Annotated in this window: 13 protein-coding genes; 6 read left to right on the top strand and 7 right to left on the bottom strand. The window is 73.2% G+C overall.

The window, feature by feature from the left end; translation table 11 throughout:
• Nucleotide 1 precedes the first annotated feature (1 nt).
• A complete protein-coding gene (locus tag ABGB01_RS35895) occupies nucleotides 2-631 on the bottom strand; it encodes an alpha-ketoglutarate-dependent dioxygenase AlkB (protein ID WP_347778030.1) in 630 nt (209 codons plus the stop codon).
• Nucleotides 632-844: 213 nt separating this feature from the next.
• Between ABGB01_RS35895 and ABGB01_RS35900 the strand changes: the two genes are divergently transcribed.
• Complete coding sequence (locus ABGB01_RS35900) at nucleotides 845-2,098, top strand: MFS transporter (protein WP_347778031.1); 1,254 nt, start codon at nucleotides 845-847, stop codon at nucleotides 2,096-2,098.
• A 37-nt stretch (nucleotides 2,099-2,135) separates the two neighbouring features.
• Here the strand turns inward: ABGB01_RS35900 and ABGB01_RS35905 are convergent, their stop codons facing one another.
• From ABGB01_RS35905 to ABGB01_RS35915, 3 genes are all read right to left on the bottom strand, one after another.
• A complete protein-coding gene (locus ABGB01_RS35905; protein WP_347778032.1) occupies nucleotides 2,136-2,681 on the bottom strand; it encodes a CGNR zinc finger domain-containing protein in 546 nt (181 codons plus the stop codon).
• Nucleotides 2,682-2,749: 68 nt separating this feature from the next.
• The gene (locus ABGB01_RS35910; protein ID WP_347778033.1) at nucleotides 2,750-3,109 is read right to left on the bottom strand and encodes a DUF2203 domain-containing protein; all 360 of its coding nucleotides are present in this window, start codon (nucleotides 3,107-3,109) and stop codon (nucleotides 2,750-2,752) included.
• 9 nt (nucleotides 3,110-3,118) lie between these two features.
• Nucleotides 3,119-3,790: a GntR family transcriptional regulator gene (locus ABGB01_RS35915; protein ID WP_347778034.1), complete on the bottom strand. Its 672-nt coding sequence runs from the start codon at nucleotides 3,788-3,790 to the stop codon at nucleotides 3,119-3,121.
• Between the two features lie 100 nt (nucleotides 3,791-3,890).
• Between ABGB01_RS35915 and ABGB01_RS35920 the strand changes: the two genes are divergently transcribed.
• Nucleotides 3,891-5,225 carry an MFS transporter gene (locus tag ABGB01_RS35920; RefSeq protein WP_347778035.1) on the top strand — a complete coding sequence of 445 codons (1,335 nt, stop codon included), beginning with the start codon at nucleotides 3,891-3,893 and terminating at the stop codon, nucleotides 5,223-5,225.
• A gap of 93 nt (nucleotides 5,226-5,318) precedes the next feature.
• Here the strand turns inward: ABGB01_RS35920 and ABGB01_RS35925 are convergent, their stop codons facing one another.
• Complete coding sequence (locus tag ABGB01_RS35925) at nucleotides 5,319-6,605, bottom strand: MFS transporter (RefSeq protein ID WP_347778036.1); 1,287 nt, start codon at nucleotides 6,603-6,605, stop codon at nucleotides 5,319-5,321.
• Between the two features lie 291 nt (nucleotides 6,606-6,896).
• Here ABGB01_RS35925 and ABGB01_RS35930 point away from each other — a divergent pair, with 291 nt between their 5' ends.
• Both ABGB01_RS35930 and ABGB01_RS35935 read left to right on the top strand, forming a co-directional pair.
• Nucleotides 6,897-7,604, top strand: coding sequence for a hypothetical protein (locus ABGB01_RS35930; protein ID WP_347778037.1), 708 nt, complete (start codon nucleotides 6,897-6,899; stop codon nucleotides 7,602-7,604).
• A gap of 43 nt (nucleotides 7,605-7,647) precedes the next feature.
• Nucleotides 7,648-8,196: a GNAT family protein gene (locus tag ABGB01_RS35935; protein WP_347778038.1), complete on the top strand. Its 549-nt coding sequence runs from the start codon at nucleotides 7,648-7,650 to the stop codon at nucleotides 8,194-8,196.
• Here the strand turns inward: ABGB01_RS35935 and ABGB01_RS35940 are convergent.
• Complete coding sequence (locus ABGB01_RS35940) at nucleotides 8,193-8,456, bottom strand: hypothetical protein (RefSeq protein ID WP_347778039.1); 264 nt, start codon at nucleotides 8,454-8,456, stop codon at nucleotides 8,193-8,195. The genes ABGB01_RS35935 and ABGB01_RS35940 overlap by 4 nt on opposite strands.
• Nucleotides 8,457-8,569: 113 nt before the next feature.
• Here ABGB01_RS35940 and ABGB01_RS35945 point away from each other — a divergent pair, with 113 nt between their 5' ends.
• Nucleotides 8,570-9,025, top strand: a complete 456-nt coding sequence (locus ABGB01_RS35945; protein WP_347778040.1) for a hypothetical protein — start codon at nucleotides 8,570-8,572, stop codon at nucleotides 9,023-9,025.
• A 96-nt stretch (nucleotides 9,026-9,121) separates the two neighbouring features.
• On the opposite strand, the gene ABGB01_RS35950 is transcribed toward ABGB01_RS35945, so the two are convergent.
• On the bottom strand, nucleotides 9,122-15,385 hold the full coding sequence (locus ABGB01_RS35950; RefSeq protein ID WP_347778041.1) for a CHAT domain-containing protein: 6,264 nt from the start codon (nucleotides 15,383-15,385) through the stop codon (nucleotides 9,122-9,124).
• 229 nt (nucleotides 15,386-15,614) lie between these two features.
• Between ABGB01_RS35950 and ABGB01_RS35955 the strand changes: the two genes are divergently transcribed.
• Entirely contained in the window at nucleotides 15,615-16,019 is a 405-nt protein-coding gene (locus ABGB01_RS35955) for a nitroreductase family deazaflavin-dependent oxidoreductase (RefSeq protein ID WP_347778042.1), read from the top strand.
• The last annotated feature ends 38 nt before the right edge of the window (nucleotides 16,020-16,057 follow it).

Raw genomic sequence — 16,057 nt, forward strand, 5'->3', positions numbered from 1 at the left:
GTCAGCGCACGCCGCGCGGGCGGAACTGGATGCTGATGCGCGGCCCCGCCGGGCGGCTGGTCTTCGGGATCGCGTGCTCCCAGGTGCGCTGGCAACTCCCGCCCATCACGATCAGATCGCCGTGGCCGAGGTCGTGGCGGATCGAGGAACCGCCGCCGCGCGGCCGCAGCAGCAGCGAGCGGGGGTCGCCGACCGAGAGGATCGCCACCATGGTGTCCTCGGTGCCGCCCCTGCCGATGGTGTCGCCGTGCCAGGCCACGCTGTCACGGCCGTCGCGGTAGAAGCAGAGCCCGGCCGTACGGAACGGCTCGCCCAGCTCCTCCCCGTAGTGAGCGTTGAGCGCCCGCCTGGCCTCGTCGAGCGCCGGGTCGGGCAGGGTCTCGTGCTCGTCGTAGAACTTCAGCAGCCGGGGCACGTCGACGACCCGGTCGTACATGTGGCGCCGCTCCGCGTGCCACGGAACCGTCTCGGCCAGCCGTTCGTAGAGCTCGTCGGCTCCCGCCAGCCAGCCGGGCCTGAGGTCGATCCAGGCGCCGTGGGCGAGGTGGGTCCTGCGCACCGTGTCGCCGAGCGGCCCGACCGCTAGCTCCTCGTCGAGCCCGAGCAGAGAGGCTTGGAACGCGGCTGTCATAAGGACGAGTGTACGTCATCGTTCAAACACACATTCGATCACGCGGCGACACGGGGTGGCTCCCGATGCTGCGCCCGGCCTGCGCGGCACGCAGTCCGTACAGGCCGGGCCGTCCTCGAGCGCGAAGCGGTCTCCAGCACTCTGGAACGTTTCCGGCGCCTCCCCGGCAACCTCGCGCTCTCGACGAGCATCATCCCATGTAACGTCTCCCTTATGTTATCCCGTTACATGGGCGCGGCCGTCGCCGCCCGCACCGGAGATGAGATGTCCGGGCCCGCGCTGCTCGTCACCGGACTCGCCGTCACCGGATCTCCCCTGCTGGCGTCGTGGTTGCTGGCCGGGCTCACCGTCTCGGCCGCCGTGGGAGGGCCGCTGCTCGGAGTGCTGCTCGACCGGGCGCGGCGGCCCGGCAGGCTGCTCGCCTGCTGCCTGTCGGGGTACGCGGCCGGGCTCCTGCTGGTCCTCTCGGGGCTGGGCCGGGTACCGGAGGCGGCGCTCATCGGGGTGGCCGTCGCGACCGGCCTGCTGGGTCCCGCGCTCGCCGGCGGCTGGACCGCGCAGTTGCCGCTGGTGGCCGGGCCAGAACGGCTGGGCCGTGTCACCGCGCTCGACGCCATGACCTACAACGTGGCCGGACTCGCCGGTCCCGCCGCGGTGGGCGTGCTCGCGGCCGTGGGCGGCGGCACCATCGCGGTGCCGGCCTGCGCCGCGCTCCTGCTCGCCGCCCTGCCCGTCGCCTGGACCCTGCCCCCACGTCTGGACACATCTTCCACGGGGAGCTCCGCCGGCCGGGCATCCCCGAGGGATGGGCGGTCCGTACGGGCGGAGTTGGTCGCCGGGTTCGCCGCCATCACCAGGAATCCGTCACTGCGCAGGGCGACGGCCGGATCCATGGTCTCGTGCGCCGGTCTGGCCATGCTGGTCGTGGCGGCACCCGTGCTGGGTCTCAGGCTCACCGGAGAGAGCGGCCACGGCGCACTGCTGCTGACCGTCACCGCAGCGTGCGGGCTGGCGATGAACGCGCTCCTGGCCACCCGGGCTCCGGCCCGCGCGGGAAACGAAGCACGAACCGCCCACGACCCGGCATGCGCGGAAAACGAAGCGCGGACCGCCCGTGATTCGGTGCGGTGGTGGGACGGGGTGCTGGTCTGGGGGACGGCGGTGCTCGGGGCAGGGATGGTGCTGGCGGCCGCGGCGGAGTCGTTCTGGATCGCCGTGATCGCCGCCGCCGTCGCGGGAGCGGGTGAGGGGCCGCAGCTCACCGCGCTGTTCTCCGTACGCCACCGCGAGGCGCCCGACCGGCTGCGGAGCCAGGTGTTCACCACGGCCGCCAGCCTGAAGATCACCTCGTACGCGCTCGGTTCCGCGATGGCGGGCCCGCTGGCGTCGTACTCGCCGGGCGCGGCCCTGCTGGCCGGAGCGGCGCTGCAGGCGGTGGCCGTGGTGGTGCTCATCCCCCGGCGGTGACCGGGCGAGCGCCGGGGACGGGGATGGGGACGGGGATTCAGCCGGGGGCGCGGGTGCCGGAGCGGGAGCGGTGGGCGGCGACGCGTTCGCGGGTGGCGCAGCGGGCGCTGCAGTAGCGTCGCGGGCTGCCGCCCCCGAGGTCGAGGTACGGCCGCCCGCAACTCCGTGCGGCGCACAGCCCGCCGGGAACCCTCTGGTGGTCGGCGAGCAGCACCGCCAGCGCCATCGCCGAGGACGCCAGGAACCACTCCCCCCACGGCGCGTCGTCACCGCTGTCGACGTGCAGGTGCCAGGTCGTCGAACCCCCGTGGCTGGTGAGCCTGGGCGTCTGGGCTCCGCCGGCGAGCAGCCGGTTGAGCAGGGCCGCCGCCTCGCCGGCGGTCCGCGCGGCCAGCACCTCGCGCAGCCGCGCCGCCGCCTCCCGCATCGCCGTCAGGTCGTTCGTGCTGAGATCGAGGTCTCCGGTCTCCCCGTGGTCGCGCAGGACCCGCGACACCGACTCGATCGACGGCTGCTCGTGCAGCAGCTCCACGCACAGGTCGACGGCTCGCGCGGCCATCGCCTTGGTCGAGTGAACCTCCACCCCAGCAGCGTATGCCCGCCGTGGCCGGTATCGCCCGGGTGCGGCAGGCCCTGTGCGCGGATCGCCGATCAGAGCGGGCGGCGGCCGGCGAAGCCCAGCTCGGTGCGGTGATACCAGGCGAGCTCGCGTTCGCCCTCGATCCAGCAGAGCCGTACGGACACGCCGTCGAGCTCCGAGGGGAAGTCGACGAGCACGGGCGCGACGCCCTTGACCTCGATCCCCTGCTCGCTCCAACCGCTCAGGATCTCCTCGACGCGGGCCTGCAGCCCCTTCATCTCGGGCAGGCCGCCGAGCTCTGAGCGCCCTTTCGTGCGCCGGTCGAAGTCGATCTCGGCCAGGTCGGCGCGGGCGGAGATCACGACGCGGGCGTCCTCGATCACGGCGGGGATCAGCGCACGGGCCTCGTCGAGGGTGAAGATCCGGTCCATGCGCCCACGCTAGCGGCTCGGTTCGAAGGCGTGGATGAGCAGCCGCTCGGCGTGGTCGAGGTAGTCGTCGAGGTAGGCGGCGGCCTCATCGGGCCCGCCCGATGCGATGAGCTCGAGCAGCGTGCGGTTGCGGTCGACGAACGGCTCGTGGAAGGCCCGCGGGTTCTCCATCACGTGGAAGACGAGGCGCAGCTCGGCCAGCAGCTGGCGCATGGCCTCGTCGATCCTCGGGCTGCCGATGAGCGAGACGAGGGCCTGGTGGAAGCGGATGTTGGCGGTGCCGACAGCCTGCCAGTCGTCCTTCGCGGCGGCCCGCTCGGCGTCACGGACGGCCTCGCCGATCGTCGCGAGCTCCGTCTCGTCGGGGGCACGCCGCACCGCGGCGCCCTCGAGCACGCGGCGCACGCGGTAGAGGTCGGAGACGTCGGCGGCGGACGGCAGGCGGACGAACACGCCGCGGTTGAGCCGGTGGTCGAGCAGCCGCTCGTGGCCGAGCAGCCGGAACGCCTCGCGCAGCGTGTTGCGCGAGACGCCGAGCGCCTCGGAGATGGACTCCTCCGACAGCCGCTGACCTGGAGGGAAGAAGCCTTCGCTGATGCGGTCGCGCAGGATGTCGGCCACCCGTTCCGCCGTGCTGCTGCGTCCCAGGCGGGGCCGGTCCTGGGAGAGATCGGCAACCACGTTATCCACGATTGCCAGGGAATCATGGAGCAAACCTCTTGTCGAATTGTTCAACGATCCTTACGTTGAACCTATCCCCCATCAACTCTAGGAGCATTCGATGTCAGGCTCCACGCAACAGACCCGGCGGGTGATCCTCGCCAGCCTGATCGGCACGTCGCTGGAGTGGTACGACTTCTTCCTCTACACCACAGCGGCGACCCTCGTCTTCCCCCAGCTGTTCTTCCCCGACCTCGACCCGTTCAACGCCACCCTGGCCTCGCTGACGACCAACGCCGTGGCGTTCGTGGCCCGCCCGCTGGGCGGCATCGTGTTCGGCCACTTCGGCGACCGCGCGGGCCGCAAGACCGTCCTCGTGGTCACGCTGCTGGTGATGGGCGTCTCGACGTTCCTCATCGGCGTGCTGCCCGGTTACGCGAGCATCGGCGTGATCGCGCCGGTCCTGCTGGCGCTGCTCCGGTTCGTGCAGGGCCTGGGGCTCGGCGGCGAGTGGGGCGGCGCGGTCATCATGTCGCTCGAGCACGGCGACGGCCGGCGGCGCGGCTTCAACGCCAGCTGGCCGCAGGTGGGCGTGCCCGCGGGCTACGTGCTGGCGACGGGGCTGCTCACGGTCATGTCCTTCACGATGTCCGACGCGGCGTTCCTGTCGTGGGGCTGGCGGGTGCCGTTCCTGCTGTCCGGCGCGCTGGTCTTCGTGGGGCTGTGGGTGCGGCTCAGGATCTCGGAGTCTCCGTTGTTCGCCGAGGTCGAGCAGCACGGCGCCAAGGCGAAGATGCCGCTGCTCGAGGTGCTGCGCACACACCCGCGCGCCCTGCTGTCGGCCTTCACCGCGCGGATCGGGGTCGACGTCGCCTTCTACACCTTCACGGCGTACATCATCGTCTACATCACCGGGGAGCTGGACCTGCCGCGCTCGTACGCGCTGAACGCGGTGCTGATCGCGTCGGCGCTGCAGCTCGCCCTGATCCCCGTGGCCGGCGCGCTGTCCGACCGGTACGGCCGGCGGCCCGTCTACCTGGCGGGCGTGGTGGCCGCCGCGGTGTGGGTGTTCGTGTTCTTCCCGCTGCTCGACACCAGATCCTTCCCGCTGATCGCGCTGGCCGCCATCGTGGCGCTGGTCACCCACGCCGCGATGTACGGCCCGCAGGCCGCGTTCATCGCCGAGTTGTTCAGCACGCGCCTGCGCTACAGCGGCGCGTCCATGGGCTACCAGGTGGCCGGCATCGTCGGCGGCTCGCTGGCCCCGGTCATCGCTCTCCAGCTCTTCCACACGTTCCAGACCACGCTGGCGGTGTCGGTCTACGTGGTCGCCGCCCTGGCGGTCACGGCCGTGGGCCTGGCCATCGCCCCCGAGACGCGCGACCTCGACCTCGCCACCGACCCCGACGTCCCCGCCAGGCCCTCGCTGCCGGGCCAGGTGGGTCCGTTCGCCTGAGATCCGCAGGAATGCCGCGCAAGCCGCGGGCGGCGGCTGCCAACGCCGCCCGCGCGAACGGAGGCCCAGGCGGTCGTCGTGCCCGCACGCACGCTAGGCCGCGATCTCGGGGGCGGCCGTCCGCCAGCGGCCCTTGAAGGCCGCCATGGAGACCAGGAACACGACCTGGCCGGCGAGCGCCACGGTCAGCCACGTCTGCCAGCCGCCGGCCTCGACGACGATCGGGGAGACGACCAGCAGGACCACGATCATGACGCGGACGACCATGCCCCAGATGCCCAGCGCCGAGCCCTGCAGCCGGGACTCGACGTCCTCGGCGTTCTCGGAGAAGTTGGCCATCCACGGCACGTACGCGATGCCCATGAACAACAGGATCAGCGCGTACACGATGGTCACGTGCGCGGTGGGGACCCCGGGACCGATCAGGGCGATGAAGTACGCCATCGCACCGGTCGTCAGCACCGTCCCCACGGCGATGAACGGCTTGCGCAGCCGCAGCCGGTCGGACACGCGGCCGACGACCACCACGGCCAGGGCGTTGACCACGATGCTCAGCGCCACGACCCGGTTGGCCACGGCCGCGTCCATGCCGAACGCGCCCGTCAGGATCGTCTGCCCGAAGATGGCGAACGTCCAGTAGAGCACCTGCCAGCCGGTGTTGCCGAGCACGTGCGCCCACAGGTGCGGATGTCTGAACAGCTCCCTGACCTTGCCGTGAGCGACGATCTCCCCCACCCGCACGGCCTGCTCGTCCTCCAGCACCTGCGCCCGCAGCGCGGCCGACGGCTCGGCGATCTTCCAGGCGATGATCGCGCACATCGTCAGCGACACGACGCCCATGATGATCGCCTGCGACTGCCACGCGTTGCCGAACAGCGGCAGCGTGAAGCCCGCGATGAGCGCGGCCAGGAACGAGGCCCCGACCGGCCCCCACGTCCAGAACGCGAACGCCTGCGCCCGCCCCATCCGCGGCGAGAAGTCCCGCACCAGCGATGCGGTGATCGTGATGCCGGCGCCCTCGATGAACAGCATGAGGCACCGGATCCAGAACAGCCCGGCCACGGTGTCGACGGTGGCGAGCAGGAAGTTGCAGGCGGCCGTGACGGTCAGGGTCGGCACGAGGATCTTGACGCGGCCCCACCGGTCGGACAGGATGCCGCCGAAACCGGCCGAGATGCCGCCCACCAGCACCGACAGCGCGGCGATCTGGCCGTAGACGGTGAGCGACATGCCCAGGTCGTCCATGAGGAGGGGGAGGATGGTGGCGATCGTGGTCTCGAAATTGACCACGAGGCTGGCCAGCACTGCTATCGCGAGCAGGAAGATCCTGCGGCGGCCGACGGGATAAACGCTCAGTTCGCGGACATAGAACGGCTTCATTCCCATCCTCCGGGGGGACGGACCTGGGACTGTCGCTCTAGAACGCGTTTCTAGTGGCTCAAGAGTTTCCGTTTCGTACCGGCAAGTCAATCTTTCCGGCCATCACAAACCCATCTCGATCACTCTCAGCGAGCGGAGCGGTCCATCTCGTGGCCAGGTATGGCAGGTTGTGACGGAATCGCCATCGATTCCCGGAACAGGCGGCCTTGAATACGCATAAACTGCGCGCCTGTGAGCCTGCCTGTACGTGAACGTTCCCCCCGGCCGGGAGGCGGTCGCCATCGCCGTCCCGTGCCCACGTCCTTGCCGCCGGACGCCCCTCTGCTCGTGCTCGCCACCCCAGGCGACACCACCGGAGTGGCCGAGGAGATCGCGGCGGTCGTACGCGTCGACCACCCGCAGATCGAGGTGCGGCTGAAGAGCGTCACCGACCTTGCCGACTCGCTGCCCTCCGGCCGTGACGCCGTCGTCGTGCCGCTGCTCACCTGGGAAGACCCCGTCGTCATGGCGGAGATCGGCAAGGCCGTCGCGGCCAGCGGCTCGGGAGCCGCCGTGACCGAGGCGCTCGGGCCGCACCCGCTGCTGGCCGAGGCGCTGCACATCCGCCTCGCCGAGCGCGGCCTGGCCAGGGCCGACCGCGTACGCCTGCTGAACGTCGCCAGCCCCACCGACGCCGTCATCCTCGGCACGGCGGGCGGCCAGCGGGCCGTGCAGGCCGTGCAGGCCACCGCGGTGCTCCTGGCCTCCAGGCTCACGCTGCCCGTCCTCGCCGCCTCGATGGACAGCGAGCCCGGCGTCGTCCTCGCGGCCCGGCAACTGCGCGAGGCCGGCGCGGAGCGCCTCGCCCTCGCACCCTGCATCATCGGGCACGAGGCCCCGCAGGGCATCGTCGAGCAGGCGGCCGCCGCGATCAACGCCGGGCACGCGGAGCCGCTCGGCTCCCACAGCGCCATCGCGGAACTTGTCGCGCGAGCTTACGGAAGTCAACTCGCCACTTGACATGTACTTGTGAAGATCACAGGACTTCCGTTACCGTCTGCGCATGCGGCGTGTCCTGTGCGAGGGTGAGCGGTTGGGCCTCCGTGACGTCACGGAGGCCGACGTCGCCGCCCTGCACGCCGTCTACGGCGACCCCGCCGCGACCCAGCACCTGCCCTTCACTCCACGCGACCTGCACGAGGTGACCGCGCTGGTCCGGCAGGCCATGGAGGCCGCCTGCGCCGAGCCGCGCCGCCTCTACGTGCTGGCCGTGATCGACGCCGAGCGCCGCGACGTGATCGGGGTGGCCCGGCTGCGCATCGAGGCCGACCACCCGCACAGCGCGGAGATCGGCTTCGGCCTCCATCCCGGCCAGTGGGGCCGGGGCATCGGCACCGACCTCGTGCGCCTGCTGCTGAAGTTCGGCTTCAAGCAGCTCGGGCTGCACCGCGTCTGGGGTGCCCGCTCCCCAGACAACCTGCCGGCGCAGCTCGCGATGCTGACGGCGGGCATGGTCGAGGAGGGCCGCATCCGCCACCACCTGCACACGCCGCACGGCTGGCGCGACTCCATCGTGCACTCGGCGCTCGAAGACGAGTGGACCGAGCGCTAGACGCCCCACCCCTTGACGACCAGGGCGGCGACCTGCGCGGGAGAGCCCGCGCCGGCGTCCACGGTGTAGTCCTCCACCTGGGCCGCGTCCAGGATCGATGCCAATTCCCCGGCCCTTTCGAGGTGCCAGTCAAGTGACTGGGGATCGACGTCGATGACCGCGTTGGGCACGCCGGCGTCGGACAGAACGTCGCCGGCGGCGTCCGCCACCGACGTCTTCCCCACGCCCACGGTGCCGGTGATCAGGAGAGCCTCTGCCACTTACGTGACCTTACCGCTCTCTCCTGGCAGACCCGCCGGGCAGGCGGAGTGGCGCGATCCGCGATTGTCGGTAGGGCGTCCTACGATGAGCCTCCTCACGGAGGGAAACTGCCATGCTCGACGCGCTGATCGTGCCCCTGTTCGTCACCACGGACCTGCCGCCGGGGGCGGAGCTGGCCGAGTTCGGGGAATTGCTCGCCGACACGGCACGCGTGCTCGGCCGCGACGGCGCGGGCTACGCGGCGTTCCTGGCGGGCAAGGTGTTCTGGCTCGACCGGCCCGTGCTGCCGGGGCAGCGTCCCGCGGCCGAGACGGAGCTGCGCTTCGCCGGGATGCTGGGCCATCTCGCCGCCTCTGGCCCCGGCCACACCGCGCGCAGCGTGGTCTGCGACATGCGCCAGGCGATCGGCGAGGCCGTGACCGGGCGCTACGGCGACGTGGGCGTCGCCCCCGCCGTGTTCGCGATCCGCGACCAGGACGTCCGGGAGCGCACGCCCGACACCGCCCTCTCCATCGACACCCGCGACGCCGCTGCCGAGCTGGTGAGCGCGGCCCGCCCCTACCTCTAGCCGCTCCCGCCCTCGCCTGCGGCCACACCACGCAGCGCCACCGGCCTGGTGTGGCGGGGCTGGCCGACCTCTGCGCGGCCCGAAGCGGACGGATGCTCAGCCGGGCAGGCCGACCAGCACGTACGGCGCCCAGAGCTCGGGCTCGGCCGAGCCGTAGAGCTCGCGCAACCCCAGCACGGCGAAGCGCAGGGCCCGCGCCTCGCCCTCGCCGTCGCGCCGCCTGGCGTAGAAGTCGCGCAGGAGAGCCAGGGTGATCTCGGGCGCCACCGGCCAGAGCGCCAGCAGCGCCGACCTGGCCCCCGCGTGCAGGAACGCGTGCCCCAGCGCGGCCACATCCTCCGCACCGGGAACGGCCACCCGGGCACCCCCGCGGGCCTCCGCACGGGCATCCACGCGGACCGGCACGTGGACACCCTCGTAGTCCTCCGCTTGTACACCCCCGCGCACCTGCGCATGGGCACCCTCTCGGGTCTGTTCGTGGGTGGTGAGGACCACGAGGCCGGCGTCGACGTTCATGCTCATCAGCCGCCTGGCCGTGAGCAGGCCGTCGGCGAGCCGGACGCCGGAGCCGAAGGGGTCGCCGCCCTGACCGAAGACCCCGTGGCACGCCAGGTGCAGCACGTCCCACGTGCCGGGCAGAAGCGCCGCGGTGGCGGACGGGCCGGTGCGGGGCCGGGTGCCGAGCAGGTCAGCGACCTCCTCCGCCTCGGCCTCCATGGGAGCCTTCGCTCCGTCCCCTTGCGGGAAGCCCAGCACCAGCGCACTCGCGCCGCCCACCCGGGCTCCCCGCGCCAGGCGGGCCAGGACGGCGGCGGACGGGGCGTAGGCGACAGGAAACCGTTCGATCAGCGTGCGGCCATCCGGGGCGAGCGCGTGGAGCGGGATGCCGTGCAGTTCGGCGTGCGGGAGGAGGTGCACGAGGTCGAGGTCGTCGCCGAAGGCTTGGAGCGCCTCCCGCAGCAGCAGATCGGCCAGCCGCCTCCAGAGGTCCGCGCGCCGCCGCCGGGCCTCGACGTCCAGCAGCCCCGGCCGCTCGCGCGCGGCGGCGAGGAAGTCGCCCAGGACATCCCGGCCCGCGGCGGTGGGGAACACCCGAGGCTCGGCCCATCCCGTGCGATGGGCGAGCACGGTGACGGCGCCGTCCCCCACGGAGAACCCGAGCAGTCCCACGGCACCCCGGGAGGCGGCACCGGTGCCGGCCGGAGAGCGCAGGGCCGGCTCGGGCGTGACAAGGGCGTCCAGCCGGGCCTGGTCGGGCGGGGCGCCCCGCCGCAGCGTCACGTGGTTCGGGGCCGGGGGTTCCATGCGCCGCCACAACGACTCCACGCCGGCCCTGGCCTCGCGGGCGCGCCGGATCAGCTCCGCCGCCTGCTCCGGGTCTCGGGTGTTACGGGCGGCCGTCATGAGCGTACGCACCGCGTCGAGCCCTCGCCGCTCGGCCTCGTCGCCGCTGTCTTCGGGCGGGCGCGGCGGGCGGTCGAGGTGAGCGGCCAGCGTCGTGAGTTTGGCACGTTCGAGGATGGTCCAGGCGGTCAGGCCGCGGCGAAGACGTACGGCGAGGTCGAAGGCCCGGTCACGGGCGGGCAGGTGGCCGAGCTCGAAGGCGCGTTCCGCGTCGGCCAGAGCGGCGGGCAGGTCGCCGAGCGCCTCCGCGGCCAGGGAACGATGGTGGCAGGCGACCCCCAACTCCAGGTCGTGCCCGAGTTCAGCCAGCAGGTCGATGGCCGTGGACAGCCGCAGGCGGGCGCGGGCGTACGAGGAGGTCGTGACGTCGTGGGCGCCCAGGCGGCTCATCGCGAGGGCCGTACCGGGGCGGTAGCCGAGCTCCTCGGCCAGGGCCAGCGCCTCCTCCAGGAGCAGCGACGCCCGGGCCGGGTCTTCCAGGCGGGCGAGGGCGATCAGGGCCAGCACCACGCCGTGACCCCCGCCATGAGCACGTTCGAGGGACAGGCACCGTTCGGCGAGCGGCTTGGCCTCGTCCGGTTCCCCGCGCAGCGTGCGGACCAGGGCCAGGTCCGCGTAGGCGTCCGCGAGCCCGGTCCGGACGCCCAGTTCCTCGCCGATCGAGAGGGACTGCCGGTAGCGGGACGCCGCCTCGTCCAGCTCGTCCAGCCTGAGGTGGACGGCGGCCCGTCCGGCCAGGAGCGGGGCCCTCAGGGCGCGCCAGACGGGGGCGGCGACCAGGGCGAGTCCCTCGTCGAAGGCGTTCGCGGCGTCCTGCCAGCGGGCCTGGGCGGTGAGCGTACGGCCGAGCAGGTCAAGAGCCTGGACCAGCTGGGCCGGGAGGGCCGAGCCGGTTGACCTGGCCAGGCTGACGGCTTCGGCGAGGTGCCGGACCGCCTCGTCCGTCCGTCCGAGGTCCCTGGCCGCCGCCCCCAGGTTCCGCAGGTGCTCGATCCGGTGGCCGTCGCGTAGCCGGTGACCGCGCGCCGCATGGTCGTAGGCGGCGACCGGCTCTCCCAGGGCGCGGCAGAGGGTGGAGAGCTTGGCCAGAAGGTACGAGCGTTCCTCCGTGCCCTCGACGGAAGCCGTCCGGAAGGCGGTGGGACCCTGGGCCGGGTGAGTGGGGGTGCGCTCCGCGGCGGTGAGCGCCTCCTCGGCGAGGGTGCGGGCCGTCAGCAGGTCGCCTGCGGCCTCCGCCTCCTCGATCCGCAGCCAGAGCTCCAGCCGCTCCACCCAGGCGTCCCGGCCGCCGCCCGCCCGCGAAGTGGTGAGCGCCTGGTCCAGGGTGGCACGGCCGCGGGTCACGTCGCCGAGGGTCAGCTGGATGGCGGCGAGCCGGGACAGGACCTCGACGTCCAGTTCCCCCGCCATGAGCGCGATCACCTCGAACGGCACCCCCACCACGTCCCCGGCCGTCTCCAGCCCGGCCAGGCCGGTCTCCAGCGCGGCCCTGGCGCGGCGGAACTCGCCCTGCCGCTCCAGCGCGAGACCGAGCCTGGCGGAGGCGAGGGCCGCCAGCCGGTCCTGGCCGCCTTCGCGGTAGCCCGCCATGGCCTGCTCCAGCGCCGTCACCTGCGCGGGCACATCACCGGTACGCGCGGCCAGCGCCGCCAGCCGATCGCGTACGACGGCCTCTTTGACCGGGTCGCCCGCGGCCGGCCCGAGCGCGGAGCGCAGGCGTTCCCCCGCCTCCCGCAGCTCCCCGAGCCGCACGTCCAGAGCGGCCCTGCCCAGGGCGGCGGTCAGGAGGGCCTCGCGATCGCCCGCGACGGCGGCCAGCTCCAAGGCCCGGTCGAGGTCCGCCGATGCGTCCTCGGCACGGTCGAGCACGGTCAGGCAGGCGGCCCGCATGGTGAGCGCCGTCGACTCCTTGGCGGGAGCGCGCAGCCGGGCCAAGGCCTCCGCCGCGGCACCGAAGTACTCCAGTGCCCGCTGCGGCTCGCCCTCCGCGTACGCGAGCGCGCCCAGGTTGTACCGGACGGATCCGGCCCCGTCGTCGTGGCCGACGGCCTCGTACTCGCGCTCGGCCAGTTCGAACGCGAACCGCGCGCCGGCCGTGTCACCGCGCTCACGGCGGCGCCGCGCGATGCGGTACCACTCGTCGGCGGGCTCGCGACGCCGTCCCCTCCGCCGTACGATCTCCACCAGCCGGGTCTCGCAGGCGGCCGCCTGTGCCCGGTGGCCGCGCCCGGCCAGCATGACGGCGTGCGCGTCGAGCGTCCTGCAGGCTTCCTCCCACGCTCCCGCCGCCTCCAGCTCGATGGCGCAGGCGGTGATGCGCTCGCCGGCCGCCGTGAGGTCGCCCTGGTCGACGGCCGCCCTGGCGGCGGGCACCAGGGCCATGGCCGCACGTTCGGTCTCGCCCAGCTCCGCGTACAGCTCGCGGGCCCTGGCCGTGCGGGCCACGGCTGCGGCCGGGTCGCCGGCGGCCAGGTGGGCGCCGGCCGCGCGCTCCTGGTGGGAGGCCTCCTCGGCGGCCAGCCCGGCGTCCTCGCACAGGGCGATGGCGCGCAGGTGCTCCTCGACGGCTCCGTCGGGATCACCGGACCGCAGGTGAACGGCGGCCTTCCTGCCGAGCTGGAGCGCCTCTGAGCCCGGCTCGCCCAGCTCGCGGTGGAGCGCGGCCGACCGTTCGTACGCCTCCAGCGCCCGGTCGAGCCGGCCGGCGTCCTCCTCCCCCGCTCCCTGCCTGGACAGCGCGTACGCCATCCGCGAGCGCAACCCCGCCTCCTCGAACGCCGTGGAGGCCTGGCCCAGCACGTCACCGGCGAGGTGCGGGCGGCCCAGCTCGACGAACCGCGACGCCACCTGGAGCAGGTATTCGCCCCGTTCCCCGGGCGCTCGCGTCCGCCGTTCGGCGAGCCGCAGCAGTTTGCCCGCCGTCTCCTCGTCCGGCGAGCGCAGGGCCAGCTCGGTAGCGGCCTGCGCGAGCCGCTCGTCCACCGGCGCCGGTTCCGGCTGCTCGATCAGGTCGTCGAGCAGGTTCCCCAGCCCCGGCAGCAGCCCGGAGCCGCCGCCGGCCGGGGCGGGGATCGGTGTGGCCAGAATCAAGGCCTCGCTCAGGTCGTCGGTGTCGCCGCGCGCGGAGAAGCGGGCCAGCAGGGCCTCACCCAGCGCCTGCTGGGCAGGTGCCGGGTCGCGGGCGATCTTGAGGGCGAGTTCGGCCGCCTGGCGGGCGCAGTCCACGGCGTCGTCCAGGTCCTGCGGCCGTCCCGCCCGCGTGGCGCGCCACCGCAGCACCTCGGAGATCAGCCTGTACGCCTCCGCCCGCAGCGCCGGCCGGTCACCGGACGCCAGGGCCTCGCGCAGCGCGGTGACGGCCTCGTCGGCGCTCTCCGTGGTGAGGCGCAGCTGGAGCACCCGGCCGAGCAGCAGCAGCACCTCGGCCCTGGCCGCGTCGTGCCGGCCCTGGGCGGCGAGCGCCGCGCGGGCGGCCGCGACCGGCTCGGCCGGATCACCGCCGGTGGCGACGGCTCGTTCGAGCAGCGCGTTCGCCAGGCCGGCGAGCAGGCGGGCACGCTCGGGGTGATCGGTGGACGCGAGCGCGGCCCCCTCGCGTGCGGCGTCGACGGCGGCGGCCAGGTCGGCGAGGTCGCCGGTGACGGCGTAGCGGCTCCGGCAGCGCTCGCCCAGCAGGATGAGCCTCGCGACGGGGTCGGCGCCGAGCCATTGGATCGTCTCCCCGGGCGTCACGCGGATCGCCTCCAGCATCTCCATGCCGGCTTCGAGCGACCGCTCGTCCCCCGTGACCACGTACCACTCGGCCAGCCCGGTCGCGTAGGGAGCCACCACCCCGGACGTGGCCCATCGCTCGTGCCAGAAGTCCAGCGCGCACTGCCCCACCCTGATGAACGCCAGCAGGTCGCCGTCGGCCAGCGACCGGTCGGCCCGTTCACGGGTGAGGTCGACGAGCGTGCGCAGCGCCTGTGACCTGTCCTGGCTGCCCGGGGAGCTCTGCGCCGCCCTCAGGTAGGCCCTGACCAGTTCCTCGTCGCCGGGCGCGGCGCGGCTGAGCGCGTCCGCCAGCTCACCCGTGTGGGCGACGGGGTCGGCAAGGGCCGCCCGGAACAGCAGGTGCACGGCGTCGTCGGCGGCCTCAGACGCGCCCGTCTCCTCGTGCAGCCGCACCAGGCCGCCGCCCAACGCGGACAGCGCGCCGGGCGCCCACGCGGGGCCGGTCGCACGCATGCGCCCGCCCGGGCCGGCGGATTCGGCGGCGCGGCCGCGCTCGGGCTCAGGCCCGACGGGCTCGGACGATCCGACGGATCCGGATGATCCGACCGGTTCGTCCGCTCCGCCGGTGCCGGGCGACCGCACAGGGCCAGGCGAACCGGCGGGATCACCGGCTCGCGCCGGGCCGGGCGAACCGGCGGGATCAGGCGAGCGTGCCGGATCGGGCGAGGCTTCCGGATCGGGCGAGCGTGCCGGATCGGGTGGGCGTACGGACTCCTGCAGCAGCAGCTCGCCCAGCCGCTCGGCGACCTCCTCCGCCCCCGGACGCGCCATCGCGTGCCGGACCAGGGCTTCGATCAGCTGCCCGACGTGCGGGTACGCACCCGGGTCCACCAGCCGGAAGATCTCCTCGACCAGACCGGCCCAGCCGGCGGCCGAGTCGCCGGAAGGCATGCGGGAGCCGCGCAGCCGCTCGGGCAGCCGCCCCGGGTCGAGCAGCGCCACAGCGGCGAAGAACGCGCCCGCCACCGCGGCGTCCTGCGTGATGCGCTGGTCGAGCCGGTGGCGGGCGAGGTGCAGCATGCCGATCAGGCGCCATGCGGCGGCGTCGGAGCGGTCGCCCGCGCACGCGCGCATCGCCTCCTCGGCCTCGGCCAGCGCCGTGGGATCCCAGATCAGCTCGGGATCAGCGGCCTGCTCGAAGCGTTCGATGCGGGCGGCCAGTGCCTCGGCCGGATCGGTCATGGCCAAAGGCTCTCACCAGCGTGCGCCCGCGTACAGACATGCTGATCACGGTGTCAGCTCGATCAGGGAGACGCCGGGCATCGGCAGGTCGAACATCAGCGTGACGGGCCCGCCTTCGACGGCAATGGGAGGGGCCGCCCGGCTGAGGAGTGTGCCAGGGCCGCCAACTTCTCGTACAGACCTGGGCACGTAACGGTGAGGTCACGCCGGTCGCGGGTAGACAGGGTCCATGCTCTACGGCAAGGAACATGTCCAGCGTTATCAGGAAACCGATGGCGCCGAAGGACACGACTGGAACAACACCACGGTGCTCCTCCTCACCACCAAGGGCCGCAAGTCGGGCCGGCCGTACACGACGCCGCTCATCTACCAGCGGCACGGCGACGACCACGTGATCGTGGCTTCCAAGGGCGGCGACCCCGACCATCCGGAGTGGTACAAGAACCTGCTCGCCAACCCGGACGTCGACGTGCAGGTGAAGGACCAGCGGTTCAAGGCCCGGGCACGCACGGCGATCCCTGAGGAGAAGCAGGAGCTCTGGCGGCTGATGACGGCCACCTGGCCGGACTACGACAACTACCAGCGCCAGACCGACCGCGAGATCCCGGTCGTCGTCCTCGAACGCATCACCTGACCCGCGAGGCGCGGAGCCATGACCGGGACGGCCGGTGA

It is taken from the genome of Nonomuraea sp. B5E05 (assembly GCF_039880665.1).
Taxonomy (GTDB): Bacteria; Actinomycetota; Actinomycetes; order Streptosporangiales; family Streptosporangiaceae; genus Nonomuraea.